Annotated in this window: 21 protein-coding genes; 10 read left to right on the top strand and 11 right to left on the bottom strand. The window is 63.3% G+C overall.

Features of this window, described 5'->3' with window-relative positions; all coding sequences use genetic code 11:
• A partial coding sequence (locus F6X39_RS15915) for a GNA1162 family protein (RefSeq protein WP_187617294.1) occupies positions 1 to 347 on the top strand: 347 nt, incomplete at its 5' end.
• Between the two features lie 1399 nt (positions 348 to 1746).
• Here F6X39_RS15915 and F6X39_RS15910 read toward each other — a convergent pair.
• Complete coding sequence (locus F6X39_RS15910; protein ID WP_187617293.1) at positions 1747 to 2886, bottom strand: heme-binding protein; 1140 nt, start codon at positions 2884 to 2886, stop codon at positions 1747 to 1749.
• 1312 nt (positions 2887 to 4198) lie between these two features.
• On the opposite strand from F6X39_RS15910, the gene F6X39_RS15905 reads away from it, so the two are divergent.
• Together F6X39_RS15905 and F6X39_RS15900 are read left to right on the top strand one after the other, a co-directional pair.
• Positions 4199 to 5419 (top strand): lactonase family protein, encoded by a 1221-nt coding sequence (locus F6X39_RS15905; RefSeq protein ID WP_187617292.1) that lies wholly within the window; start codon positions 4199 to 4201, stop codon positions 5417 to 5419.
• Between the two features lie 338 nt (positions 5420 to 5757).
• Entirely contained in the window at positions 5758 to 6309 is a 552-nt protein-coding gene (locus tag F6X39_RS15900) for a hypothetical protein (protein ID WP_187617291.1), read from the top strand.
• Here F6X39_RS15900 and F6X39_RS15895 read toward each other — a convergent pair.
• Entirely contained in the window at positions 6269 to 7384 is a 1116-nt protein-coding gene (locus F6X39_RS15895; RefSeq protein WP_262414724.1) for a beta-propeller fold lactonase family protein, read from the bottom strand. The genes F6X39_RS15900 and F6X39_RS15895 overlap by 41 nt on opposite strands.
• Positions 7385 to 7563: 179 nt before the next feature.
• On the opposite strand from F6X39_RS15895, the gene F6X39_RS15890 reads away from it, so the two are divergent.
• The 5 genes from F6X39_RS15890 (at position 7564) to gph (ending at position 11236) form a co-directional block, all read left to right on the top strand.
• Positions 7564 to 8346 carry a TonB family protein gene (locus F6X39_RS15890; RefSeq protein ID WP_262414723.1) on the top strand — a complete coding sequence of 261 codons (783 nt, stop codon included), beginning with the start codon at positions 7564 to 7566 and terminating at the stop codon, positions 8344 to 8346.
• Positions 8347 to 8404: 58 nt separating this feature from the next.
• A complete protein-coding gene (locus F6X39_RS15885) occupies positions 8405 to 9172 on the top strand; it encodes a MotA/TolQ/ExbB proton channel family protein (protein ID WP_090809011.1) in 768 nt (255 codons plus the stop codon).
• Positions 9163 to 9585, top strand: a complete 423-nt coding sequence (locus F6X39_RS15880) for an ExbD/TolR family protein (protein WP_018424565.1) — start codon at positions 9163 to 9165, stop codon at positions 9583 to 9585. Before F6X39_RS15885 ends, F6X39_RS15880 begins: the two co-directional genes overlap by 10 nt.
• A 146-nt stretch (positions 9586 to 9731) precedes the next feature.
• A complete protein-coding gene (locus F6X39_RS15875; RefSeq protein WP_187617289.1) occupies positions 9732 to 10553 on the top strand; it encodes an HAD family hydrolase in 822 nt (273 codons plus the stop codon).
• Positions 10544 to 11236, top strand: coding sequence for a phosphoglycolate phosphatase (gene gph, locus F6X39_RS15870; protein WP_187617288.1), 693 nt, complete (start codon positions 10544 to 10546; stop codon positions 11234 to 11236). Before F6X39_RS15875 ends, gph begins: the two co-directional genes overlap by 10 nt.
• Before the next feature lie 9 nt (positions 11237 to 11245).
• On the opposite strand, the gene F6X39_RS15865 is transcribed toward gph, so the two are convergent.
• The 8 genes from F6X39_RS15865 to F6X39_RS15830 form a co-directional block, all read right to left on the bottom strand.
• The gene (locus tag F6X39_RS15865; protein WP_187617287.1) at positions 11246 to 11908 is read right to left on the bottom strand and encodes an ankyrin repeat domain-containing protein; all 663 of its coding nucleotides are present in this window, start codon (positions 11906 to 11908) and stop codon (positions 11246 to 11248) included.
• Positions 11909 to 11923: 15 nt separating this feature from the next.
• Positions 11924 to 12544, bottom strand: a complete 621-nt coding sequence (locus F6X39_RS15860; RefSeq protein WP_187617286.1) for a c-type cytochrome — start codon at positions 12542 to 12544, stop codon at positions 11924 to 11926.
• Entirely contained in the window at positions 12541 to 14274 is a 1734-nt protein-coding gene (locus tag F6X39_RS15855; protein ID WP_187617285.1) for a pyrroloquinoline quinone-dependent dehydrogenase, read from the bottom strand. The genes F6X39_RS15860 and F6X39_RS15855 overlap by 4 nt, the downstream gene beginning before the upstream one ends.
• A gap of 360 nt (positions 14275 to 14634) precedes the next feature.
• Positions 14635 to 15507, bottom strand: a complete 873-nt coding sequence (locus F6X39_RS15850) for a VOC family protein (RefSeq protein ID WP_187617284.1) — start codon at positions 15505 to 15507, stop codon at positions 14635 to 14637.
• Between the two features lie 135 nt (positions 15508 to 15642).
• Positions 15643 to 16071, bottom strand: a complete 429-nt coding sequence (locus tag F6X39_RS15845; protein WP_184032431.1) for an RT0821/Lpp0805 family surface protein — start codon at positions 16069 to 16071, stop codon at positions 15643 to 15645.
• A gap of 16 nt (positions 16072 to 16087) precedes the next feature.
• On the bottom strand, positions 16088 to 17839 hold the full coding sequence (locus tag F6X39_RS15840) for a SulP family inorganic anion transporter (protein WP_187617283.1): 1752 nt from the start codon (positions 17837 to 17839) through the stop codon (positions 16088 to 16090).
• Positions 17840 to 17921: 82 nt separating this feature from the next.
• On the bottom strand, positions 17922 to 18881 hold the full coding sequence (locus F6X39_RS15835) for a DUF2950 domain-containing protein (protein WP_187617282.1): 960 nt from the start codon (positions 18879 to 18881) through the stop codon (positions 17922 to 17924).
• A gap of 9 nt (positions 18882 to 18890) precedes the next feature.
• Complete coding sequence (locus F6X39_RS15830) at positions 18891 to 20333, bottom strand: DUF3300 domain-containing protein (RefSeq protein WP_262414722.1); 1443 nt, start codon at positions 20331 to 20333, stop codon at positions 18891 to 18893.
• 348 nt (positions 20334 to 20681) lie between these two features.
• Between F6X39_RS15830 and F6X39_RS15825 the strand changes: the two genes are divergently transcribed.
• Positions 20682 to 21155, top strand: a complete 474-nt coding sequence (locus tag F6X39_RS15825; protein WP_090810400.1) for a glycine zipper family protein — start codon at positions 20682 to 20684, stop codon at positions 21153 to 21155.
• Positions 21156 to 21173: 18 nt separating this feature from the next.
• Positions 21174 to 21761, top strand: coding sequence for a hypothetical protein (locus F6X39_RS15820; RefSeq protein WP_187617280.1), 588 nt, complete (start codon positions 21174 to 21176; stop codon positions 21759 to 21761).
• Positions 21762 to 21776: 15 nt separating this feature from the next.
• On the opposite strand, the gene F6X39_RS15815 is transcribed toward F6X39_RS15820, so the two are convergent.
• Positions 21777 to 22796, bottom strand: coding sequence for a hypothetical protein (locus F6X39_RS15815; protein WP_187617279.1), 1020 nt, complete (start codon positions 22794 to 22796; stop codon positions 21777 to 21779).
• Positions 22797 to 22808 lie beyond the last annotated feature (12 nt).

The following is a 22808-nucleotide window of genomic DNA, read 5'->3' as shown; positions in this document are numbered from 1 at the left end:
TCTTCGGTGCTGACGCCGCGCTGTATTCGAAGATCACGCAATTCGGCACCGTGTACCACGTGGTTGATAGCGCGACTGTCGTCACGGCGTCGGCCAGGCTGGTTGACCTGAAGACTGGTGATGTGCTATGGCAGGGTAGTGCGAGCGCCAACAGCAATGAGGGCAACAACAATGCTGGCGGTGGCCTGATCGGCATGCTGGTCATGGCAGCGATCAAGCAGGTCGCGAATTCGCTGACGGACAGGGGGCACGATATTGCCGGAGTGACGAGCTATCGGCTTCTGCATGCCGGGCCGCCGAACGGGCTGCTTTACGGGCCACGGTCACCTCAATACGGCACTGATTGAACAATCCTCGATCAGCAGGGACTGGCTGTGGCGGCAGATGGCTCGTACGGTACTGGGTTGTCGACGGCACCGCATTTGTATTCCTGACGCAAAAGCTGCCGGTCCCTATGCAGGAGCTCTTCAATCGAGGGTTTTATGGTGCGTGTGGCTTTCTTGCGCGATCTTTCTCTGGAAGGCCATCTTGCTCTGGCAGTCTTTCGATCCGGGCACGGGACGGCAGAGACGATCGTGAGTCTGCTGCGGATGCTCTATATGACGTACTTCATGCTCGGAACCGCTTGCCCGGAAGCAGACGTCGCGCTTTTTCGCGAAGCGGAGACCGTGCTGGACAACAGTATCTCCGCTGCCGCACAGGGGCATGGCTGGCAGTGTCGACGGAACAAACCGTCACTGTCGGACAGGTCGCGTCGCGTTACGACGAGGTGCTTGGCAGTGTGCCGAAATATCGTTATATCGAATCGTGCGACCGGCTGTGCCGGTTTGTCCATTCGGCTGCACATCGCCGTTGCCGGGTAGTCAGTTGCCGCGTAGAAAGTAGGACCTGGTCGGACAGACGATGTCAGATCGTCGGTCTCAGTGCGGCCATGAAGGGTCATTTGATAGCGCCGCTACTAGGACATTCAGACGTCGGCTCCAGTCAAAAAAGCGGCCTTATTGCGCCCTCGTCCTCCTCGCTTTACACAAGCCTTCGATAGTACTGACCGACGCAGCCCGAAAGCCGGAGTGATGCAGGTCCGACCCGATATTGTCTGAGCGGCTGCGATTGCCTGTCTGTTGTCAGCAAAGGGTTAGGCGGTAAGACGCTCTATTTGGTCCAGACCGCTGTCGGAGCTTGCATTAGTTAATAATCTTTAGCGATCAAACGCGCTAGGCAAGCAGAACACACAAAATAAAACAACGCCCAAGCAAATGAAGGTGCTGGTTTTTCTACCCAGATTATCAAGGTTGGAAACACAAGGAATATTCCATGCGCTAGAGCTTCGAAAAGAAAAACTAGCTAGTCGTCCGAGCTTCTGCTCGACCCACGCGGGCCAATTCCGCGCTCCATGCCACACTGGTGAAGTTTCTTTGTTTGCGAGAGCGAGCACCTCCGCTTCAACGTATCGGAGTTGCTCCAAATAGAATCGATGCAAACGAGACTGATCGTTCGCATTTTTAAATAATGTGCTCTACAACCCCGCATTGGACGGGGTCGATAGCACGGGATTCGCGTTCAAACGTCTCATTATATTTTTCGTTTTTAATCGGCGGCGGCGCGCAGTTGCCGCCAAGGTCGAGCCCGTCTAGCACTACCGAGTCGCTGAGCGCGCGAAGCGCGCTCAGCTGGTTCATCTGGCCATATACGAACAGGTCATGTCGAGCGAGTGGCCGAAACGCATGGAACGCTGGATCTTCTCCCTTATCCGAACGTCCGTTTCAAGGTCGCTACCGAAACATGCGGCCATGCGAATTGTGGCTCTCCGGGAATATTGCGGGCGGGGAAGTTGAGCATGACCATCTGCGCGTACTGGAGTTGGATGATCGTGGGAAGCGTCGGGTGTGTGAGTCTTTCAATCCAGAACGTCGCGTAGACTAGGGTCGTCGTCGCATTTTGTTGCAGGAACGACAGATTCTCGGCCCCGCCGCCTGCTTGCACGAGACTGACGACAGAAGTGCTGGGAAGCGGAGAACCGAAGATTACAGGCGCGTCAAAGAACGAAATTTCCGGCGCAGTAGAAATATTCAGGGCCACGCCGCTGAACGAGTATCCTTGCTCAAGTTGCTTGGCGACTTTGTGCTGCAAGAAAATCACCGGATCATTCACCATATGTTGGTGAACATTCGGGATATCTGCTGACGGAGTTCTCGTATTCGTCGGGCTCACTGGGTTTGTGAGCGTATATTCGGGGAATCCCCCTCCAGGCTTCGACTGCGCCTCTGACGTGCCCGCCGAAAAGACAGGGGCTCCCAGAGGAACACCTGCCGCTAACGCAGGTGCTAGATCCATGGCAGTAGTGTTAAAGGAGGGGAAAAGCGAGAACGCCGGATTGCCTCCGGACTTCGATTCAGTTCCCGGAGAAAGAGTTGGCGGTCCATTAAAACGGGTCGCAACTCCTTGAGCCAGCAACGAATTACCGTGCGGAATATTTGCCATCCTGCTGACAAGCAGACCATTTGCCGGTGGGATCAAAGGCGGATCTGACGTCTGAGGTTGATTAATCCAGATCCCGGGTTCGATATGTAAGGCGCCGCCTGTCTCGGCGTCCTGTATCTTCTGCAAATAGGTCAGACCGAAAAGATTGATGTCAACTTGTCCGAAACCGCGATTCGGCACTGGCGATGAGATCGGTTCGAACTTCGTTGTTTCACTGGTGAGATTGAGTTCGAGAAATACGTTTGAGGTATCTTCGAAGTCCGGTCGGGCGACCAGATTGAACCCCTCTCCCTGCCAATTTCCAGCAAGGTCCGCCAACAGCCCGAGGTTTTCTAAAACCTCCTCGTTGCTGGGGCTGAAGCGTTCCGATGGGATTCGCTTCATTCCTTCACGTTTGTCATCCATGACTTACTCCTATGAGGCGCGTCTGCGCCCCCTCGAATTTAGGCGAAATCTAGGGGCATACCGCGACCGTTGACGTTACGTTGTTTCATTCGAATAACACTACACAATGTTTACAGGTGCGTTTGCGAAGCAAGCGATGAGAAAACGAGAGGCCGCCAGTACGGCCGGCTGTTCCGGTGTGTGAGGCGAGAAAGCCCACGCGTGGGCCAAAGTAATGAATGGAATTGCGATACGCTTCACCAAGCAGTCAATTTTCGCCTGGTGTCGGCAGGCACGTGCAGAAGGGATGCACGGAAGTCCGCACAATTGTGACTTCGTGAGTCAGCCATGCATTAAAGTCGCATAGCAAACAGTAGCGTAAACCACAATATTCGCAGATGCCAGATGAATATCGGACAAAAGGCAGGCGCACTCTGCACTCAAAGTCGCGCTCTGCGAATAATGCAGTATCGCTGGGGGAGAACAACTGCGAAGGCTTCGCAAATCGGCCAGCGCGTAGATGCGAATGACCGACGCACCCAGGAAAGCTGCCGTTGGCGTGGCCTCCCGGTCATTGTCCGAAACGGGTCGTGTGCTGACCCATAGCTGCGATGCAGGTCCAGGCGCGTATGCTCCTTGCATGAGGCAGTGACCGGCCAGCAGCGGCACTTCGCGATTCGCCCATGGATGTCTGTTTTGTGCAATGCACGTAAGCCGCCTCTCGACAGCCGCGTCTCATAATGGACGACGTTGCCCGAGAGGGCGAGTGGCTTTGCCTATTTGCTCGATATCCTTGTAGCCCGTTTCAACCTCACGATTTATGTGGTGGACATATCGCGCTTTAGAAGCCTGTGGGTAGAAGTCAAGATGGAACTGCGCTAAACGACGACGCCGCCCGACGACTTTGTTCACCGGCGCCCTCGCCGTTCTGTCCGGACGCGCCTAGATCCGCCAGCGCCGCTGTCCGCTTACCAAATCAATTTGATCTGACATAATCGCGAACAAAAATAAGCAGTCGCTTCCAACCAAACAAGAACTATTCATAAAGAGAGCAGACACTATTATGACGGATTCGTTACGCCGCAACTACAATGCGAAAACAACGGGGGTTTCACCTGTATCACTAACGAAACGCTTCGCCTGCATCGCGGCTGGCGCTTTGCTGCTGACACTGGCTGCCTGCGGCGGCGACGTTACGCCGAGTAGTCAATCGGCCACATCTCCAACGACGCCCCAGACATCACCAACGTCACCACTGGCGGCACCCAGCAACCCAGCGGCGCCGTCCACCCCTTCAGCGTCAACCTTCACAGTCGGCGGCACAGTGGCAGGCATGCCGAGCGGCGTAACGCTCCAACTTAGTAATGGCAGCAGCGATGCCGTAACGATTTCCGCCAATGGGTCATTTGCGTTTCCAACAGCACTGTCCAGCGGTGCCACGTATTCGGTAACGGTCGCAGTTCAGCCCGTTGGCGAGACGTGCGTCGTGACGAGCGGTGGGGGCGTGGTCGCGGCATCCAACGTCACAACGATTGCGGTCAACTGCGAGCAGACGGAATTTGCACTTGTGCCGAACCGCGCGGACGGGACGACGTCGGTCTATCGAATCGACCCCACGACCGGTGCGCTCAATCCGGTGCCGGATAGCCCGTTTCCCACCGGATCGGAGCCCAACGACATCACGGTCTCCGGGAACATTGCATATATCGCGCAACTTGGGTCAAACACGGTACAAGGTTTCGCCATTAATCCGTCTACCGGCTCGCTCACTGCTCTTGCCGGCGCCGTCGCAGTGGGGCTAGCTCCGGCATCGATCGTCAGTGATCTATCTGGTAGGTTCGTCTACGTGGCGGACACGGGAAGTGACACAGTGACCACGTTGAGCATCGATCCAACAACTCATGCGCTCACAACAATCGGTACCACCACAATCGGAGACGTACCGACAGCCCTGGCCATCTCTCCTACCGGGCAGTCACTGTATGTTGCAGACTGGAACAGCAACTTCGTTTCGAGTTTCACGATCAATACGGCGACCGGTGCACTGACGGCGACGTCCGGCAGCAGCTTTAGCTTTGTAGGTTTTCAGCCATTCGCAATCACCGTCGCACCATCAGGGGAGCAGATCTATACACTCTGTAACGGCGGCAATGACATTTTTTTCCAGAGTGTGGACCCGTCGACGGGTCAATTGGGCGTGGGCGCCTCCTATGTAAGCCCCGGCTCACACTCCATAGCCATTGCACCGTCTGGAAAGGTAGCTTATGTGGGCAACACAAGCAGCAGCACGATTCAGACCTATGACATCATCGCAACGAGCGGTTTTGACAACATCTTTCCACGCGGCACAGGCGGGCAGATATCGTCAGGCTCCGCAGCAGCGCACGTCACCATCGATCCGACCGGACGATGGCTGTACGCGCCAACAGTTTCAGGGACGATTGCCGCATTTACGATTGACGCAAACACGGGAGCATTGACGGCGGTCCCGGGCAGCCAGGTTCCAACCGGCAACGGGCCGACAACGCTTGTAATCGCGCGACCGGGGCCTTGAAAGCCTTGAACCTACTGGCGGCGATCGACGCCGCCAGCGGTCCCACATCAGTGCCTTCTGGCTTTCGGAGTAATAGATCCTCGGTCGCTGTTTCATTTGCAACACCTCCGCTGCTCACGCAGGTTCTAGTGTGTTGCATCGACCGGTTGAATCCACAGTCGGCTGCCGCCCTGCCTCGAACATGGCCGCTGGCGGCCGGATCGGACTGTGACTGTCAGGTCGCGTCTGGAGTTATGCATATAACGCCCATTCCATCCACGTGCTGCCCGAGCACGCCAGTATTGCTCCCGATATGCGAGTGTCGGTTTGTTCGGTCGCGTCCGAGGTAAGAGAACGTGATGCAATCAGCCATAGACGCCATGCTCAGCGCATGCGGCGGCGCGCCGAGCATCATTCCCGAGGTCATCGACGCGTGGAGGCATCGAAGCGATCCGGCCAACACGCTGGAACCTGCGAGACTCGACCTCGAGAAGACAAGGATCGAACTGGAAGGCCGGGTGGATTTCGACGCACCACGCGCCGACTATTTAGACGCACCAGCGAAACCCCTTGCGAACATCGGTCCAGCTGGTATCGCGCCGCTCGATGGCGTGAACCTTATGGTGCCCGTTATGACGCTCCGGTTACTCGCGCTATATTCGCTCGACAAGGCGCTCACGGTCTATATCGCACTCTCGCAGCACGCATCGCTTGCGGATGCGACGAATCTCATCTGGACGTCAAGTGACATGGAAATTTTTAGCGGGACGGTGACCTTCTGGTTCATCGACCGGGCATTCGCGGCGACGGTGCCGCGCGCGAACGTACTGGTATGCGAGGACCCGATAACAGCTCATTCGCCCGCCCCGCTCAATGCGATTCGATCGAGCCGTCGCTGTGCGGATACGTGACGATGCCCCACGCGAGCGGCAGCTCGCCGATCTGCTTGAGCGGCTGATAGCTCTTCGCATCGAGCACGTAGACCGCGTCGGAGCGACCACAAGCGACCATCAGCTTCGAGCCGTCCGGCGTGAAGCTGAAATGCCAGCAGCGCTGGCCGACCGGCACATCGGCGACATGTTCGTACGTGTGGCCGTCGAACACCTGCACCACCCTGTCGCGCGCGGCGGCCACGAAGAGCCGCTGACCGTTGGGACCGAACGCGACGCCATAGGGCCCGAGTTTGGTGTCGACGGTCTTGACTACCTCGAACGTGTGCGCGTCGATCACGACGAACTTGCTGAGCGACTCCAGCGTGACAACATAATGCTTGCCGTCAGGCGACAGCCGGATGCCGCGCGGCCGGCCGCCCGCCGCGAGCTTCACGGTTCGGATCGGCGCGCCGGTTCGAGCGTGATAGATCGACACCGTATCGTCGCCTTCGTTGGTGACCAGCATCATCTGGCCGTCGCGCGAGAATTCGATGCCTTCGGTTTCGTGGCCGCTCGTGACCGAACGGATCACGTGCCAGTTTTTCATATCGATGATCGCGATTTCGGCGGGCGGCTTGTTCGCGTCGTCGTCGTCGGCGCCGGGCTTGTTGCCCGCGTTCGCTTCGGGCTTATTGTCCCCCTTCGCGTCGGGTTTGGCTCCCGGCGGCCCGCCGTCCTCGCCGGGCTCGTAGGTCACGTACGCGTAGCCGTTGCGCACCCGCACATATTCAGGGTTTTTGCCGATCTTCACGCGCTGGACGACCTTGCCCGTGGCGGTGTCGATCACCGCGAGATCGTTCGTGTTCTTGTTGGCGACCAGCAGACGCGTGCCGTCGGCGTTCAGGCTCAGGCCGCGCGGGCCACCGGCGCCGACCGGAAAGGTCTGCGTGAGCGTCATCTGGTCGAGATCTATCACGCCGACGCCGGCCTTCTCGCTCGTCACGTAGGCGAGCGGCGCGGCCGCGGCATGCGCGGCGCTCGCGGCCAGCAGGAGCGCGCAGGCCAGCGCGAGGGAACGGCGTGGTGGTCGGGGGAAAATCCGTGTCTCCAGCATCGTTGTACTCCGGGTTGATATCGCGGCGCCGCGATGGTTCGCGTCATCGTTTCAAGGTAGCCCACCGGGCGATTGTTTGACAACGCGGATCGGCGGGAGATTTTCCCGAATTGTTTCGCACCGGCCGTCGCGGGTTTGAAAAGCGGGGTCGGCGGGGGACAATGAGCGCGGAGGTGGCGATGATGCTGCAAGTTGCCATGGTGAACCCGGGAAGTCCTACGAATGCCGCGGCCGGTTACCGTCGCGCGGCCATCGTGCTGGGCGCCGTGATCGTCGCGCATCTGATGCTGCTCGCCATCGCGTTGAGCGCGCGTAACCGGATCGTCGAGCGTCCGGTCGAGCCGCGCACGATCACCGCGTCGCTGCTGAGCCCCGAGCCTCCCGCTCCGGTGGTTTCACCTCCCGCGCCGCCCCCACCCGCCGCTGTCGTTCCGACGGCGCCAACGCCGCCGGTCACACACCCCGCCGGGCGCGTCAAACCGGCGCCGCAGTCTCGCGTGCAGGTGCCGCGCAGGGTGGAAAAACCTCTGCCGACACCGTCTCCGACACGCGAAAGCACCGCGCAGCCCGTCACGCAAGCCGCCGCGCCATCGGCGGCACCGCAGGCCGCCGTGCCAACAGCCGCCGCGCCGTCGGCGGCATCGGCTTCCGCCGTCCGTCCGGCGGTGCCCGCGTCGACCGAGCCGCGCAACGTGTCGCACGTCGACTGCTCGATTCCGAAGCCCGACTATCCCGACATCGCGAAGCGGCGCGGCGAGCATGGCACGGCGATCGTGCGTTTCGTCGTCGGGCTGAGCGGGCATATCGAAACGGCGCAGCTGCAAACCAGCAGCGGCTCCGCGCGGCTCGACGACGCGGCGCTCGCCGCCGTCCATGCGGGCGCCTGCCAGCCGTACACCGAAAACGGCACGCCGGTGCGCGCTGCGTACTCGCAGTCGTTCGTGTTCGGACTGACCGAGTGACGCGACAGGTTGAGCGCACCGCCAAACAGACCAGGGACACCAAACGAAGGAACTCGCCATGCAACACTACGGACTCGCAAACGTCTGGGATTCAGGTGATATCGTCACGCGCGGCATTCTGAGCGTGCTCGTGATCATGTCGGTGCTGTCGTGGACGGTGATCATCGTGAAGCTGTGGCAACTGATCCGCCTCAGGCGCGCAACCCGGAGCGACGCGCGCTTCTGGAGCGCGGACCGCTTCGACGACGGGCTGCGCAGCCTCGGTCATCCGGAATCGGGCGCGCACGACAACCCGCTGCTCGCGCTCGCGCTGGCGGGCCATGAAGCCGCGACGCACCATCGGCAGACGCAGCAGCATCTGCACGACCGCATCGACGTGTCCGACTGGATCACCCGGCGTCTGCAGGACACGATGGACGAGACGATCGCGCGCCTGCAAAGCGGCCTCGCGATTCTCGCGTCGATCGGCAGCACCGCGCCTTTCGTCGGGCTGTTCGGCACCGTGTGGGGCATCTACCATGCGCTGATCGTGATCGGCGAGACCGGTCAGACCTCGATCGACCATGTCGCCGGCCCGGTCGGCGAGTCGCTGATCATGACGGCGTTCGGGCTCTTCGTCGCGATTCCCGCCGTGCTCGGCTACAACGGCCTGACGCGCGCGAACCGCTCGATCGTCGCGCGCCTGAAGCGCTTCGCGCACGGCTTGCACGCGTACTTCGTGACCGGCTCGCAGTTGCCGTCGAGCGCCGGGCCGCAGATGCGCGTGGTGCCGCGCGGCACCAACGCGACGAACGCAAACCGCGACGGAGACCTCGAATGGCAATGAGCCCTTTCTCCGACGACGACGATCAAGGTTTGATGAACGAGATCAACATGACGCCGCTCGTCGACGTGATGCTGGTACTGCTGATCATTTTTCTCGTCACCATTCCGGCGCTGCAACACGCGGTCAGGATCGATCTGCCGCACGCGAGCAGTCAGCCGGAAGCGCTCAAGCCCGCGCACGTGGACGTCGCGGTGCAGGCGGACGGTACGGTGCTGTGGGACGGTCAGCCCGTGACCGACGACGCCTTGCGCGCGCGCATCGCGCAAGCCGCCCTCGCGACGCCGCAGCCGGAGCTGCATTTGCGCGCCGATCGCAAGGTGCCGTACGAGCGGGTGGCGATCGTGATGTCGGCGGCGCAGCGTGGCGGGCTGACGAAGCTGGGCTTCGTGACCGATCCGCAGTTGGGCAAATGACACGGCGCGGCGTGCGTGTTCGGTGCGTGCCGGCACACAAAGTCCCGCTTATCGGCGGCGAAAGAATCTCTGAATTTGAATCGGCGGACGGCTCGGCTATCGTGGTGCGTGTCTGAACGGCACCCCACCCTTGCGAGGACCGCCCGATGCAAGCCCTCATCTTCGACGTCGACGGCACGCTCGCCGACACCGAGACTGCTCATCTGCACGCATTCAACGCCGCGTTCGCGGAAGCAGGCCTCGACTGGTTCTGGGACGAAGCGCTCTATTCCAGCTTGCTGAAAGTGGCGGGCGGCAAGGAGCGTCTGCTGCATTACTGGCGCACGCTCGAGTGCGAGGAAGCCGGGGGCCCGCGAGCGCGAGAGGCCGTCGACGCGCTGCACGCGCTGAAAACGCGCCACTACACCGAGCGCATGCGCGAGCGCGGCGTGCCGCTACGACCCGGCATCGCGCGTCTGATCGACGAGGCGAACGAGGCCGGTCTACGCGTGGCGATCGCGACGACCACGACTCCCGCCAACCTTGACGCGCTGCTGCAAGCGCATTTCGGCGCCAGTTGGCGCCATCGCTTCGCGGCAATCGGCGACGCCGGCACCACGCCGGCGAAAAAGCCCGCCCCCGACGTCTATCGCCACGTGCTCGAACAGCTCGGCTTGCAGCCCGCGGCCTGTCTCGCCTTCGAGGACTCGCGCAACGGCCTGCTGGCAGCGCGCGCCGCGCGCGTGCCCGTCATCGTCACGCCGAGCGCTTTTACCGCGCGCGAGGACTTCGATGGCGCGCTGGCCGTGCTGCCTCATCTCGGCGATCCGCACGCGCCGATCGTTCCGATGGTGCGCGGCGAATGGCATCGCTGGGTGGATCTGGCGACACTGCGCCGCTGGCATCAAGACGCCACGCGTCGTCCCGATTCGGCCGCGCACGGCGCACTGAACGCGGACCAGGCGAAACCGAGCGCGTCATGGCAATGAACCGCGACTACCACGCTGTCCTGATCGATCTCGACGGTACGATGGTCGATACCGCGCCGGACATCGTCGCGGCTGCCGGCCTGATGCTGACGGACTTCGGCGCCACGCCGCTGCCGTACGACAGGGTGACCGGCTTCATCGGCAACGGCCTGCGCAAGCTCGTGCAACGCTCGCTGGATGCGGCGGGCCTCGGCGAGCACGTCGAACTGGAGCACGCGCAGGCCGTGTTCGAGCGGCACTACACGGCGACCAACGCGGCGCTGGGTCGGATTTTTCCTGGCGTGATGGCCGGGCTGCGCGCGTTGCAGCAGCACGGGTACCGCTGCGCGTGCGTGACCAACAAGCCGCAGGCGCTGGCGGCGGCGCTGCTCGACAAAACTGGGCTTGCCGCTTTTCTTGACGTGCTGGTCGGGGGCGACACCGTGGCGAGCATGAAGCCGTCGCCCGAGCCGCTTTGGCACGCGTGCCGGCTGCTCGACGTCGAGCCCGAACGTTGCGTGCTGGTCGGCGATTCATCGGTCGATGTCGCGGCGGCGCGCGCGGCCGGTCTGCCGGTCTTCATCGTCAGCTACGGCTATGGCAGCGCGAGCGGCGCCGACCTGCCGCCCTGCGACGCGCTGATCGATTCGTTCGAGGCATTGCCGGCGATTCTGGCGCAAGCGCGGCCGGCATTGCGTGCGTGATTCGAGCCGCTAACCCGCCGACAACAACCCCGCGACGCGCTCCGACTTCGTCTGCACCGCGATATCTTTCGCCGTCATCCCGCGATTGTCCTTCAACGACCGGTTCGCGCCGCGCGCGAGCAACAGCTGGGCGGTCTCCGCGCGATCGTATCCCGCCGCCCACATCAGCGCGGTCAGATCGTTCTTGTAGGTCCGGTTCACGTCGACGCCCGCATCGAGCAACTGACCGACGACCTTCGTTTGTCCCTGGCCCGCTGCGTATTCCATCGCGGTCTTGCCCACGCGATCGGTCGCGAGCGGCTCGGCGCCATGCGCGAGCAGCAGCGCGACGATCTCGTCGAAGCCGCCGTAGGCAGCGGCCATCAGCGGTGTATCGCCCGGCGCGTTCGCATGCTGCACGTTCGCGCCGCGCTCGATCAGCGTGCGCGCCATCGCCGTATCGCCCTTCTTGCACGCGGTGACGAGCGCGGTGTCGCCGATCCGGTTCATCGCATCGACCGACGCGCCGTGCTGCAGCGCCGCGACGACCGACTGCTGATCGTCGTCCTTCGCGGCCGCGAGCAGTTGGCGGTTGATTTCTCCCTGGTCCTGGGCGAGCGCCGGCACCCATGCGCCGAATGCGCTGGCGAGCAGAACGGCGGCGGCAAGCGGCCGAGCGAGCATGTCTGTCATGGTGTCTTCCCCGTGCTACTGCAGATTGTTGATATAAGCGGCCAGATGATGGATGTCGTCGTCGGTCAGATTACGCGTCACGCTGGTCATGTTGCCCGCATCGTTGGTGCGCGTGTGCGAGCGAAAGTCCTGCAACTGCTTGACGATGTACTGATAGTGCTGGCCCGCGACGCGCGGAATCTCGTTCTGCCCGGAAAAGCCACCCAGGTGGCACATCGTGCACAGCACCTCGGCGGCCTTCTTGCTGCCCGCCTGGATGCTCGCGCCATCCGCGTTGAACGGCACCGATACGGGCTTCTGCGCGGCGAAGTAGTCGGCGAGGTCCTGCATGTCCTCGCTCGACAGGTTCGCCGCCATCGGCGACATGCGCGGATCGCTGCGCCGTCCCTGCTTGAAGTCCTTCAGCTCCAGATACAGGTAGCGCGCGGTTTGCCCGGCCAGAATCGGATAGTCCGGACTGGTCGAATTGCCCATCGGCCCGTGACAGGCCACGCACACCTGCGCTTTCGCCTTGCCCGCCTCGGCGTCGGCGCGCGCGCCCGACGGCAGCCATGCGGCGATCAATCCGCCGCACAGCAGCGCCACCCATCCAGCGCGCGCCCCACCCGGCGCTCCCCGCAGCGCCGGCCGCCTCATGGCACCGCGAACACGACGACGCTATTGCCGCGCTTGAAGTCGATCTGGGTATTGCCGCCCGCCGCGACCGCGATGTACTGCTTGCCGTTGACCGTGTACGACACGGCCGGCGCGTTGACGCCCGCGCCGCACTGGAACTCCCACAGCTTCTTGCCGCTGGCGGCATCGAACGCGCGGAACAGGCCGTTGCCCTCGCCGTTGAACACGAGACCGCCCGCCGTTGCAAGTACGCCGCCGATCAGCGGCTGGTCGGTCTTGTAGTCCCACGCGATCTTGCCGGTGTCGACGTTGACGGCCGACAGCTTGCCCCATTGCGCCTCGGACGGAATCACCTTGAAGGCGCCGCCGAGCCACAGCTTGCTGCCGCCCGGATAGGCGGCGTCCTCGACCTGGTACGTCATCGGCTGATGCAGGTTGGCCGCGTAGACGAGGCGCGTTTGCGGATCGAACGCGATCGGCGACCACTCGACGCCGCCGTTCGCGCCCGGCAGCATGCGCGCGCCGGCTGCTGTCGGCAGGGTCCACATGTTTTCCTGCGGAATCATCGCCTGCGAGAAGCGGATCAGACGGCCGGTCGCACGATCATGCACGTACACGTGACCGGTCTTGCCCGCATGCACGATGCCGGGGATCATCTTGCCGTCGTTGTCGCGCACGTCGATCAGGATCGGCGGGCTCACCGCGTCGAGGTCCCAGACGTCGTGCGGCACGTACTGGTAGTGCCATTTGTACTTGCCGGTGTCGAGATCGATCGCGACGAGCGAATCCGTATAGAGGTTGTCTCCCGGCCGGATCGCGCCATACAGGTCCGGCGACGGGTTGCCGACCACGAAGTACACCGTGTGCGTTTTCCGGTCGACCGCCGGCGTCATCCACACACCGCCGCCGAGCGTCTTGTAGAAGTCGCCGCCCTTGTCGGCCAACTGCTTCTTCTCCGCGTCGATGTCGCGCTTCTCGTCGCGGCCGGTCGCGTCTTTGGTGGCCCACACGCCTTCCTGGCCGGTTTCCGGAATCGTGTAGAAGGTCCACAGCAACTGGCCGGAATTCGCGTCGTACGCCTTCACGAAACCGCGAATGCCGTACTCGCCGCCGTTCGTGCCGATCAGCACCTTGCCGTCGACGACCGTCGGCGCCATCGTTTCCGAGTAGCCCTCGTCGGGATTGGCAATCTGGCTTTGCCACAGCACGTTGCCGGTTTTGGCGTCGAGCGCGACGAGCTTGGAGTCGAGCGTGCCCATATAGAGCCGGTCACCCGAAATCGCGACGCCACGATTGTTCGGCCCGCAACAGAACGTCGTGACCGGACCCATCTTGTGCTTGTAATGCCAGAACTCTTTGCCCGTCGTCGCGTCGATCGCGTATACGTGATCGAACGACGTGGTCAGGAACATCACGCCGTCCTTCACGATCGGCGCCGTTTCCATCGACTCGTTGACGGCCGTCTGGAAGATGAACGCCGGCCTGAGCTTCGCGACGTTCGTCCGGTTGATCTGCGCGCCGGGGTAATAGCGCGTCTGCGCGTACGAGCCGTTCGGATGGAGCCAGACCGCCGTCATGCTGCCGGCGCGATCGAGCTGATCCTGGGTCACGGGCTGAAGCCTCGATGGCACCGGCGCGGCGGTGGTGGTCGAGCTGTTCTGTACTTCGTCGGCGGCATGAGCCGCGGGCAAGCCGAAGGCAATGGCGAGCAGTGGCAGGCCGACAATTCCCTGAATACGGTTGAATGGCATGAGCGTCTCCTAGCTTTTTATTGTTCCTATGAATTGCAGCGCAGGAGTGCGACATGGATCCACGCGGACGACAGCGTGAAAGAGCACGATGGCGCAACCCTCGCAGACAACAAAAGCGTACGACTTCGAATCGTTGTTAGCTTTGTCAGGACGGGTCGGCTTCGCAGAGAGGGGAGAAGTGATGCACGGGTCCGCGGAAAACCGGCTCGTTTAAGGGTAGGCGATGTGTTGTGGATTTTCTAGATTAAATCGTTAAGGAGTGGCGAGCGATCAGCGTGCACCGTTGTGGTCGCTGACCGCCGCCCTGGTCGTGGCGTTTTCACCTGGGTCGCTTCGCGTTGCCGCCGCTCGTTGAGCCGATCAGAACCGGCCGCCGCGCGAATCGGCCCCCTGCTGATAGTTCCGGTTGGTCTGTTCCGGATTCCGGTTCACCAGCGGGCGCGCGTAAAGTGGGTGATGCAGGCTCCGTACTTCGTGTTCGAGCCGGAAGCAACGCTCTCCGGATGACAGATCGAGCAGGTCGGCAAACCGGTATTGATGCGGCTCTTCTCCATATACCAGACCTTTTTCGGCGAGCCGTGTGAACGGCCCCGAAAAAGCAGCGGTGTAAATGGCGATGTGGTGTCCGTCGTATTCAGGAATGGGCTCGGTCGTTTCCGCGTACAGCAGTTGCTGATGCGTGCCGATATCGATCACCGCGCGGTGCAATCCATGCTTCTCTTCGATGTCGACGGTCGCATCGAACATATCGCGGTAGAAGCGCGCGATAGGCAACGCGCTGCCGACCGGCACGTCCATCTTCACGAACGCGAGGCCCAGATCGATTTCCGACCACGGAGCCGACGCGGATCGATTGAGAGGATCGAGGCACTCGTAGCGGTTGCCCCACGGACAGGTCACTTCGACACTGCCTGCGCGCTCCGTCCAGCCGAACGCGGTGCCGGCGAGCAGCGGTTCGACCGAGCGCAGCCGCCTCACCAGCGCTTCGAGCTCGCCGACCACGAGACCGACACTGCCGCGCAGACGTTGCGCCGCCCCGTGCGGCAAGTGAATCTGCGACCGGCCGACGTTGATCCACATATTCTCGACCCCGGTCATCACGAACGGATCGCGCGTGAGCCCAAGGCCGGTGACGTAGAAGGCGGTCGCGAGAATCTGGTTGGGGATTTTCAGGTTGACGTGTTCGAGCAGGACCAGATTGCCGGTATCGTCGTTAGCGTAAGAGTGTTCCATGTGTTTGCCTTGTGCATGAGCCGCGAAACGCTGGACAAATTATGCATCAACAGGGCAAATGGTTCGTGCTCGTGCAACTCGGGCGGCGTGGCGGCGCCGCCATGTTCAGAGGCGTATGAAGCGGCACGCATGTGCTTATTGCCGCAGAATCTTCCACGGCCCATTGCCGGTTTTGCAGACGATCGGCGTCCACGTTTGGGTCTGTCCTTTCGCGACCGCGGTCAGCGTCGCGGTCCGGCAGGTTCGATCGCCGTCCTTCGTCGTGTCCTGCGGCGTCACCGTGCCCTTGATCGACACGGAATTGCCGGTGCCCGCATTGCTCCACTCGTACGATTCGCCATCCTTTTTTGTATCGAGCGCCTTTTGCGCCGCGTCGTTGAGCGCTTTACGGTCGGCCTCGCGCATGTAAGTAACGGGCGTGTCTTTCAGAAAGTTCAGGTTCGCTGCGTAACACAACATTGGGCTGGCGAGCAGCGCCGCTGCCGCAAGCCACTGCCGGATCGTGTGGGCGTACGCGGCGTCGAGTGCGGGCGCGCCTGCGCCAGGACGAAATTGACGTGACATGGGTTTCTCCTCGAGTTCATCCGCGATTCGCGTCGTCCGCGAAATCGCCGTTTTGCTGGAATGCGTCGACGACGTCGGCCACCGAGCCGCGTCGGCCGATGTGGCCGACACGAACTTCGAGCCCCTCGGCGCGCAGCATGTCGCGCACGTCCGCGTGCGCGCCGACGACCTTCATCGCGGCGCCCGCGGCCTCCAGCGCGCCGTGCATCGCTTCGAGCATGCGCGCGCCCGCCAGATCGACGACCGCCGATGCGGACAGGTCGCAAATCACGAGCCGGACCGGTTCGGGTGCGGTGTGGATCATGCGCCAGATCGTCTCGCGCACGTGCTCGACGTTGAAGTACAGCAACGACGCCTCGACACGCACCGCCAGCACATGCGCAATCGTCTCGTTCTCGGCATGACGTTCGAGATCCGAGAAATAGCGCGTGCCGGGAATACGCCCGAGCATCGCGACATGCGGATGCGCGGCGCGGTGGATGATCAGCAGCATCGACACGAGCACCGCGACGATGACGCCCTTCAGGATGCCCAACAACAGCACCGCCGCGAACGCCACCATCGAAATCGCGAATTCGAAGCGGCTCACGCGCCACACATGACGCAGTTCGCCGACGTCGACGAGGCCCTTCACGGCCACGAGCACGATCGCCGCCAGCACGACGTTGGGCAGATTCGCGAGCAGTCCGGTGAGGAACATCAGACAGAAGCCGATCGCGAGCGACGCGAATACCAGCGCAAGCGCGCTTTTCGCGCCGGCCTTGTCGTTCACCGACGATTGCGAAAGCCCTCCCGCAACCGGGAAGGCCTGGAACAATCCCGCGGCCAGATTGGCTGCGCCAAGACCCAGCAATTCCTGGCGGGCGTCGATCTCGTCACCATGTGCCCGCGCGAGCGCGCGCGCGGCCGAAACGCTCTCGACGTATGCCAGCAACAGGCACGCGAACGCCAGCGGAACGATGCCGTCGACATCGCGCAGCCGCAGCCCTGGCAGACGGAATTCAGGCAAGCCTTGAGGCAGCGCGCCCACGAGCGTGAAGCCGCGGCTGGCCAGCGGCGTGACGGACAACACGACGATCGAGGCCGCGACGACGGCGAGCGCCACCGGACGCCCCGGCAAAAACTTTTCGCCGAGCAGCAGCAACGCGATGCAAACCAGGCCGAAACCGAGCACGCCGAGGTTGGTCAGCGGAAGCTGCCCCCACAGCACGGCGATCCGTTCGAAGAAGAATTCGCCCCCGCCTTTCACCCCGAACAGCTTCGGTAGCTGGGTCATCGCGATCGTCAGCGCGGCGCCCGCCTTGAAGCCGAGCAGGATCGTCTCGCTGATGAAGCTGACGAGCGAACTCAGACGCAGCAGCCAGCCGATCACGCACATGCACGCGATCAGCACGGACGTGAGCGCCGCGATCGAAGCCCAGCGCGACGGGTCGCCCCCGGCCATCGGCACGAGCGTCACGCCGACGAGCATCGAGATCGCCGAGGTCGGGCCGATCGCGAGCTGGCGCGACGAGCCGAACAGCGCATAACAGAGGCCGCCGACCAGATAGCCGTAGATGCCGTATTGCGGCGGCAAGCCGGCCAGCGACGCATAGGCGAGCGATACCGGAATGCCATAAGCCGCGAGCGTCACGCCGGCGACCGCGTCCTTCGCGAGCCATTGAGGCTGATAGTTTCGCAGCCACTGCGCGGGAGGAAACGCGGAGCGCCACCCGCGCGCGGGTGGCGTGGAAGACGCGCGGCCGGTGACGCTGGGTGGATGGTTCAACTTAGCGCCTCGAGTACGGAAGCGGACCTGACGGAAGCACGGGCGCGCTGTACGGCCATCGCCTCAGCCAACCCGGAGCGGCTCAGAGCGAATCCTTGACCCGCTGCCACGTGTGATCCGGATTGAACTCGGTCACAGGCGGCGCGTGCGCGCCACGGTCCTTCTGGTAGATGACGCCGTTGTTGCTGACCACGAAGGTCATCACGCCGCTCGTGCCGTACTGCGCCGGATAAGCGACCATCGCGAAACCCGCGATCATGTGGCCGTTGATCACGTAGCTGAACGCGCCGCCCGGCGCGTTCTTGCCCTGCCGCGTCAGGATGTGGAAATGGTAGCCCCGGTAAGGATCGCCCGCCGCGTGGCCTTTCAGATATTCGGAACTCGCGGCGACGAGCGGGCCGAACGGACTCTCTTCTTCGTCGCTGTTTTCGTCGGAGCGCCAGTAGAGACCGTCCTGCTTGCCGGGTGTGCTGGCCAGCTTCTGCGCGTATTCGAGCAGGCCGTCGTGGTTGCGGTCGCGCGACGCGTATTGACGCTGCGCGTCGATATAAGCGTGCAGCACCTTGATCGCTTCGAGTTCGTTGGCGCCGATCCGTCGATTGATCAGTTCTTCTTCGCCCTGCTCGGTGGCGAAGCGCCAGGTGCCGTCCTCTTTGACGATCGGTATCGGCATCGGCCACGCCTCGTCGCCGACCAGCAGAATCCGCCGGTTCGGTCCCCTGTCGTCGAGCACGTGATAGGCCTCGAGCTCCTTGCTCGCCTTGGCCCAGTTCGCCTCGTTCTCCGCCTGATCCGGCGATACCACGAGGCTCTTGTGCGCTTCGCCGAAGATCGCGACGAGCGACGCTTCGTCGTCGGTCTTCAGTGCGCTGGACAGCGCGGCGACCGCGTCCTCCGGGGTGGCGAAAGTGCGCTGCCCCGCGGCGAGCGCGGCCAACGGAATCGACAGCGCGAGCACCATCGCGCACAGCCGGCGCGATGTGGCCACACGTCGCCGCGAATCGTCGCGTGCGCGCTTTCCGGTGATGCTTTGCCCGCTCATGGCTGCTCCTTATCGCCGTCCGCCGCCGCGGCCGCCACCGCCACCGCCGCCCCGCGGCGAGACTCCGCCGCCGCCACCGCCACGGCCGCCACCGCCGGAGTATCCGCCGCCACGCGTCGATTGACGGCTCGCCGCGCCGCGCGCGCTGTTGGCTTGCGCGTCGCGCGCCGAGCCGTAGCCGCTGAACGCATCGCCGCCGCCCCCAGGCGCCGCGCGCTGATTCGCCTCGCGTGTGCCCGCCGACGCCGTCGGACGCTGGGACGGCTGCGGCCGCCCTTGCGCGCCAGTACCGCCGCCTGCGAAGTTTGCGCCGGCGCCCCCACCCGCGCCGCCACCTGCATAGTTTGCGCCGCCGCGGTTGCCGCCCGCCAACCCACCGCCCGCGCCCGCGCCTGCACCCGCGCCGCCGCCGCGCGACGGCGGATCGCCGACCCGTTGCGTGCGCGCCGAGCGATCCGAGATACCGCTGACCTGGCCCGGCTTCTTGTCCGAGGTCCACGCGGAGGTGCCCCCTCCCTGCCCGCGACCACCGCCGCGGTTGATGTCGCCCGTGTTGATATTGCCGCGCTCGACGTTCCTATCTCCGCGCTCGACGGTTCTATCGCCGCGTTCGACGTTTCTTTCGCGGTTGATGTTGATGTTGTTGTTGCCGCCGCCTCCGTAATGCGTTTCATAGTGCCCGCCGTTCCAGGCGGCGGTAATCGCCGCGCCCCAGATCAGCCCCGTCGCGAGCGCGGCGCCGGGCGCGTACGGATAGTAGTAGGCCGGATAGGGCGTGGGCGCGTAGGCGTAGGTCACGGGCGCACTGGCCACCACGATGGTCTGCGGGTTGTACTGCGGCACGTAGATCACCTGCGGATCGGCCGGCTGGATCTTGATCACTTCCTTCTCGACGACCACGACCTGCTTGTCGTCGGATTTCAGATGCCCCGCCGACTGCGTTTGCCGCCGAAAGCGCTGAATCGCTTCGAGCACCGAGCCCTGGTCGGCAACGACGGCCTCGCCGAGATTGATCGTCCAGTCGAGATCGGTGCTCATGTTCTTGACGATGCTGGGGTAATTCAGCAGCGCCTTCACCGGATCGTGCCACGCGTCGTTGAGCTTCAGCGACTTATCGTTTTTGTACTGGTCGAGAAAGCGATCAGCCTGCACGATTTCCACGGGATAGGTGGAGGCAGGAAGAATGATCGCGATCAGATCGTCCGGATATAGCGCGATCGGTCCGACGAGCTTGTCGAGCGTCGCCGCGGAAACGGGTGCGTTCGGGGCCGCGTTCGCCGGGGCGTTCGCGGCCGGCGCCTGCGCCAGCGACACCGCAGTGGAGAACGCGCCGCAGCACGCCAGAAGCGCGGCGCCCAGTACATGGCTGATGCGTCGCGCGCGCTTCGCCTCGTCGTCGAGCGCCGTTGCAAACGGGATGATGCGTGTACGAGCACGCGAATCGCGGTCCATCGATGCTTCCCCTTGCGCTTCGTCAGCGGCCCCGGGCTGCATGGCCAGGCGGCAGTCCACGGCCATGATCTTTGACAGACAGTTGTCCGAAGCAATGAAAACGACCTGCACCTGTTGCATGAATACAGTTTGGAAACCATGGACGAAATTGCAAATACGACCTTGGTCCGATTGCGCGCGACAGGCCCGCGACACCATGATGAAAGCGAACCTGCCATTGCTGCGCATCCACCGCGCGGCAACCGGTCCCACCGGAATTCCCATTCACGGGTGCCGGTGGCGCCCTCACGCCTGAGCAAACAGGCAGCCGGCGACTCGCACCCGCGTGTACCCACGCAAGGAGCTGTCGTGAACAAGTCTACGAAATATGCCGTGATCGCCGCGTTGAGCGCGTCGCTATCGCTGGAAGGCCTGGCGCAATCGAGGCCGATTGCCTATCCGGCCCGAGGGCAAAGCCCGCAGCAACAGCAGCAGGACGAAGGCGCCTGCTATTCGTGGGCGAAGAGCAATACCGGCATCGACCCGACCATGGTCGCCAATGCCCCGCCCCCGCCTTCCGGCCCCGCGGTGGGCGGTGGCGAGCGCGTGCAGGGCGCGGCGCGCGGCGCGGCCGGCGGCGCGATCATCGGCGCGATTGCGGGCGACGCCGGCAAGGGCGCGGCGATCGGCGCGGCGACCGGCACGATGGTCGGCGGGTCGCGCGCGCGGCAGAACCGGCGCGCCGCCGCGACACAATCGCAGGCGCAAACGCAGGGCTCGATGGACACGTTCAATCGCGCTTTCGCCGCCTGCATGTCGGGGCGGGGTTACACGGTCAATTGATCGCGCAAGGAGAGCAGCATGATTAACCGCAAACTGATCATCGCGGCGGCGCTCGTGTGTCTCGCGAATACGGGGTTCGCTCAGACGGAGGCACCCGTCACGGTCAAGAGCGAGCCCGGCAAAGTCACCGTGTCGGGCACGGTCAAAACGACCGCGACGGTCGTCGGCATCGAGCCGGCAACGCGCACCGTCTTGCTCAAGGACCCGAAGGGCAAGGTCGTGCAGGTCGTGGTCGGCGAGGAAGCGCGCAACTTCGATCAGATCAAGGTCGGCGACGTGGTCAAGGCCGAGTATTCGCAGGCTCTGACCATCATGCTGAAAAAAGGCAACGCGCCGCTGACCGCCAACGAAACGCAGACGCTCGCTCGCACACCGGCGGGCGCGAAACCCGGCGGCTCGGCCTCGCGCGAAGTCACGATCATGGCTAACGTCATCGCGGTCAATCACCAGAGCGGCGTGGTCACGCTGAAAGGCCCGCAAGGCAATACGGTGGATCTGGTCGTGCAGGATCCCGAACAGCTCAAGCGGATCAAAAAAGGCGACCAGATGCAAGCGGTCTATACCGAGGCCGTGGCCATCTCCGTGGAGCCGGTCGCCGGCAAATAGCGAGCATGGCTCGCGTCAGATCAGGCGGTGCGCTTGCGCGAGGCCGCTGAGGGGAGGCGTAAAGTCCGCGCGTCGAAAACGCACCGTCGAGAAAACCCGTATCGCATTGGGACTCGCCGGCAGACGCGCAAGGCGAAACTCGATTTCGTGCGCGGGCCGCGTATCTCCCTCTTCCAGGACGACGTTCATCCGGTCGAGCCGGTACATGCTTTTGCGCACGTAGAAATGCGCATCCGGCGCCCCCAGTACACCGCACATCACGTCGAGATGCCGCTCCAGCGCCTCTGTCTTCAGGCCCAACTGCGCCAGAGCCTGATCGTTCTCTTCGATCTGCGCCTGCAGCTTCGCCACTTCCGCGTAATTCGACGTCGCGTCGCTACCAAGCAGCGAGCGCACGCCCGCCCCTTGCCGTTCGAGAATCGTCAGGCGCGTTTTCAGCAGCGCCCTTTCGCGTTGCAATTCGTCCTGCCGCGAGGTGTCGGCCTCGATCTTGCCGAGGGCTTCGAGCACGAGCTGATCGACGATCCGCAACACGATTTGGCGCCGCAACGCGGCTTCGGATTCTTCGCACACGCGCACCTGGTGATCGCTGAAGTTGATGGTCGTCTGCACGAGATCGGTTTGCGTCGTTTCGCCGTGTTGCCCGACGCCGAAAATACGCCGCTCGTCCATGGCCATGCCGAGCACCGCGAATACCTGATCGGCAGCGGGATGGTCGCTGAAGAACGTGTTCAGCTCGTGTGAGCGGTTGAAGACCGGGCAGACGTCGTCGGGTGTGGCGAAAAAGGCGTGGATATACGGGTCTGTCGCCCACGCCGCCGCGTTCGCTTCGCGCGCCGGCGGCACTTCATCGGCGAGCCGGAGCAGATAGGCGGTCGTGTGTTGCACGGCGGGCCGCAGGCGCGACGCATAATTGCGCGCGAGCCGCAACGACGGACAGAGCCCGACGATCCGCTCGACGATTTCCTTCGTCTGCTGATCGTCGCTCTCTTCGGAAGCGTTGCGCCTGGTCAGCCACCGCGACAGCAGACCCATGCCCGGCTCCCG

The organism is Paraburkholderia sp. UCT2, assembly GCF_014397665.1.
Taxonomy (GTDB): Bacteria; Pseudomonadota; Gammaproteobacteria; order Burkholderiales; family Burkholderiaceae; genus Paraburkholderia; species Paraburkholderia tuberum.
This window is presented reverse-complemented; position numbering and strand designations above follow the sequence as displayed.

What these genes read in the sequence shown, in the direction of transcription:
- F6X39_RS15820 (WP_187617280.1), top strand. Translation starts at nt 21,174, where the DNA reads ATGATTAACCGCAAACTGATCATCGCGGCGGCGCTCGTGTGTCTCGCG.
- F6X39_RS15815 (WP_187617279.1), bottom strand. Translation starts at nt 22,796, where the DNA reads ATGGGTCTGCTGTCGCGGTGGCTGACCAGGCGCAACGCTTCCGAAGAG.
- F6X39_RS15895 (WP_262414724.1), bottom strand. Translation starts at nt 7,384, where the DNA reads ATGCTGGAGACACGGATTTTCCCCCGACCACCACGCCGTTCCCTCGCG.
- F6X39_RS15865 (WP_187617287.1), bottom strand. Translation starts at nt 11,908, where the DNA reads ATGACAGACATGCTCGCTCGGCCGCTTGCCGCCGCCGTTCTGCTCGCC.
- F6X39_RS15875 (WP_187617289.1), top strand. Translation starts at nt 9,732, where the DNA reads ATGCAAGCCCTCATCTTCGACGTCGACGGCACGCTCGCCGACACCGAG.
- F6X39_RS15880 (WP_018424565.1), top strand. Translation starts at nt 9,163, where the DNA reads ATGGCAATGAGCCCTTTCTCCGACGACGACGATCAAGGTTTGATGAAC.
- F6X39_RS15855 (WP_187617285.1), bottom strand. Translation starts at nt 14,274, where the DNA reads ATGCCATTCAACCGTATTCAGGGAATTGTCGGCCTGCCACTGCTCGCC.
- F6X39_RS15910 (WP_187617293.1), bottom strand. Translation starts at nt 2,886, where the DNA reads ATGGATGACAAACGTGAAGGAATGAAGCGAATCCCATCGGAACGCTTC.
- F6X39_RS15905 (WP_187617292.1), top strand. Translation starts at nt 4,199, where the DNA reads ATGCCGAGCGGCGTAACGCTCCAACTTAGTAATGGCAGCAGCGATGCC.
- F6X39_RS15830 (WP_262414722.1), bottom strand. Translation starts at nt 20,333, where the DNA reads ATGGACCGCGATTCGCGTGCTCGTACACGCATCATCCCGTTTGCAACG.
- F6X39_RS15900 (WP_187617291.1), top strand. Translation starts at nt 5,758, where the DNA reads ATGCAATCAGCCATAGACGCCATGCTCAGCGCATGCGGCGGCGCGCCG.
- gph (WP_187617288.1), top strand. Translation starts at nt 10,544, where the DNA reads ATGGCAATGAACCGCGACTACCACGCTGTCCTGATCGATCTCGACGGT.
- F6X39_RS15850 (WP_187617284.1), bottom strand. Translation starts at nt 15,507, where the DNA reads ATGGAACACTCTTACGCTAACGACGATACCGGCAATCTGGTCCTGCTC.
- F6X39_RS15860 (WP_187617286.1), bottom strand. Translation starts at nt 12,544, where the DNA reads ATGAGGCGGCCGGCGCTGCGGGGAGCGCCGGGTGGGGCGCGCGCTGGA.
- F6X39_RS15835 (WP_187617282.1), bottom strand. Translation starts at nt 18,881, where the DNA reads ATGAGCGGGCAAAGCATCACCGGAAAGCGCGCACGCGACGATTCGCGG.
- F6X39_RS15885 (WP_090809011.1), top strand. Translation starts at nt 8,405, where the DNA reads ATGCAACACTACGGACTCGCAAACGTCTGGGATTCAGGTGATATCGTC.
- F6X39_RS15845 (WP_184032431.1), bottom strand. Translation starts at nt 16,071, where the DNA reads ATGTCACGTCAATTTCGTCCTGGCGCAGGCGCGCCCGCACTCGACGCC.
- F6X39_RS15890 (WP_262414723.1), top strand. Translation starts at nt 7,564, where the DNA reads ATGATGCTGCAAGTTGCCATGGTGAACCCGGGAAGTCCTACGAATGCC.